General features: G+C 73.4%; 1 protein-coding gene and 1 pseudogene. One reads left to right on the top strand and one right to left on the bottom strand.

The window, feature by feature from the left end; translation table 11 throughout:
• Window positions 1–17: 17 nt before the first annotated feature.
• A complete protein-coding gene (locus tag C6N75_RS13415; RefSeq protein ID WP_105869112.1) occupies window positions 18–605 on the bottom strand; it encodes a TetR/AcrR family transcriptional regulator in 588 nt (195 codons plus the stop codon).
• A gap of 236 nt (window positions 606–841) precedes the next feature.
• Here C6N75_RS13415 and C6N75_RS13410 point away from each other — a divergent pair.
• Window positions 842–2,083, top strand: a pseudogene (locus C6N75_RS13410) (peptidase S41); the annotation flags it as partial.
• Window positions 2,084–2,116 lie beyond the last annotated feature (33 nt).

The raw sequence follows: 2,116 nt of genomic DNA, 5'->3' as shown, positions 1-2,116 counted from the left end.
GCTGGGCAGTCGCGGGGCTACGGAGTCGCGGGGCGGACGAGGAGGGCGGGGAGGACCACCGCGTCGACGTACTCGGTGAGGAAGGCCCGGTCCACGTCCCGGGCGTCGATCAGCGGACGGACGATGAAGGGCCCGAGCACCATGTGCGGCACGAGCCGGAGCGCCGGGTTGTCGGCGGCCACCTCGCCCCGCCGCACCGCGCGGGCCAGCACCTCGCCGAGTCCGCTGACCTCCGGCTCGACCAGCAGCTCGCGCAGTGCCTGGAGCAGGTCGGGATGGTCGTGGACGGCGTGCACCAGCCCCCGCATCAGCGCGGAGTCCTTCTCGATCTGGCACTCGTCGGTGCGTGCCAGCAGTTCCATGAGGTCGCCGCGGAGCGAACCGGTGTCTATCGCGGCGATGTCCACCGGCTTGTCGTTGCGCAGCGCGTGCGCCACCAGCTCCGGCTTGCTCCCCCACTGGCGGTAGAGGGTGGCCTTGCTGGAGCGGGTGCGGGCGGCGACCGCGTCCATGGTGAGCGCGTCGTACCCGACCTCGCGGAGCAGGTCGAGCACGGCCTCGTACAACTCGGCCTCACGCTCGGGGGTGAGCCTGCCACGTGCCATGGAACCGTCCATCGTGTCCGGTCGCGGGACCGGTACCCCCCGCTGACGGACAGCCGGGGGTCGATCCACGATACGAAACCGTTTCGTACACCGGAAGCGTAAGCCGTCCCATCAGCGAAACGAAACGGTTTCGTACGTGTCCCTCGTCACGTCGCCGCACGCGTACGACCGGCGAAGATCACAGAAGTGCGTCCGGCCGGGTTGCCGGGCCCCCTCCGCGCGGAAAGCATGAACGTGTGAGCAGCGACGGCGCCTACCTCCGGTACCCCCACCTCCACGACGACCTGCTGTGCTTCACGGCCGAGGACGACCTGTGGATCGCCCCCCTCACCGCCGGCGGCGACCCGCCCGGTCGGGCGTGGCGGCTGACCGTCGACCGCACCCGGGTGGACCAGCCGCGCTTCTCCCCGGACGGTCGCCACATCGCGTACACGAACTGGCGCAGTCTGGACCCGGAGATCCACCTGGCCCCGGTGGACGGCGGCCAGGCCCGGCGGCTCACCTACTGGGGCGCCCAGGACACCCGGGTGTGCGGCTGGACGCCGGACGGCGAGATCCTGGCGGTCGCCTCGCACGGCCAGCCGTTCTCGCACTTCTCCTGGGCGTACAAGGTCCCGCTGGACGGCTCGCCGGGGGGCAGGCTGCCCTGGGGCCCGGTCGCGGACCTCGCGGTCGCCGATGTGGACGGCCGCCACCTCACCCTGCTGCTGACCGGCAAGCCGCCGCACGAGCCGGCCGCCTGGAAGCGCTACCGGGGCGGCGCCACCGGCCGGCTGTGGCTGCACGGCGAGCAGTTGCTGCCCGAACTGGACGGCCGGGGCCACCTGGACTGCGTGATGTTCGTCGGCGACCGGATCGCGTTCCTCTCCGACCACGAGGGCGTCGGCAACCTCTACTCCTGCCGCCGTGACGGCGCCGACCTGACCCGGCACACCGACCACGACGAGTTCTACGCCCGGCACGCCTCCACCGACGGCCGGCGGGTGGTCTACCAGTGCGCCGGCGAGCTGTGGATCGTGGACGCGCTCACCCCCGACTCCCGGCCGCGCAGGCTGCCGGTCCGCCTGGGCGGCCCCCGGCCCGGCCGACGCCCCTACCAGATCCCCGCCTCCCACCACGTCAACGCCGTCGCGGTGGACGAGACCGGCCGCGCCAGCGCGGTGGGGGTGCGCGGCAGCCTGTACTGGCTCACCCACCGGGACGGCCCGGCCCGCACCATCGCGGACACCCCCGGCGTACGGGTGCGGCTGCCGGAGATGCTCGGCGACGGCGGCCGGATCGCCTACGTCACCGACGCCGAGGGCGCGGACGCCATCGAGATCGCCTACCTGCCCCGGGCCAGCGGCGACCGCCCCGTCCGCAGGCTGGCCGCGGGCGAACTGGGCCGCGTGCACGAGCTGGCCGCCGCCCCGGACGGCGCCCGCCTCGCCGTCGCCTGCAACGACGGCCGCCTGCTCCTGGTCGACGTCTCCCCCGAGGCCCTGTCTCTTATACACCCCTGACGCTGCAGA

It is taken from the genome of Streptomyces solincola (genome assembly GCF_002982015.1).
In the GTDB taxonomy this organism is placed as follows: Bacteria; Actinomycetota; Actinomycetes; order Streptomycetales; family Streptomycetaceae; genus Streptomyces; species Streptomyces solincola.
Note: the sequence above shows the minus strand (reverse complement) of the source record. Positions and strands in the feature narration are given on the sequence as shown.

Excerpts from the sequence above, each read along its gene's own strand:
- C6N75_RS13415 (WP_105869112.1), bottom strand. The coding sequence starts at position 605 with ATGGCACGTGGCAGGCTCACCCCCGAGCGTGAGGCCGAGTTGTACGAG.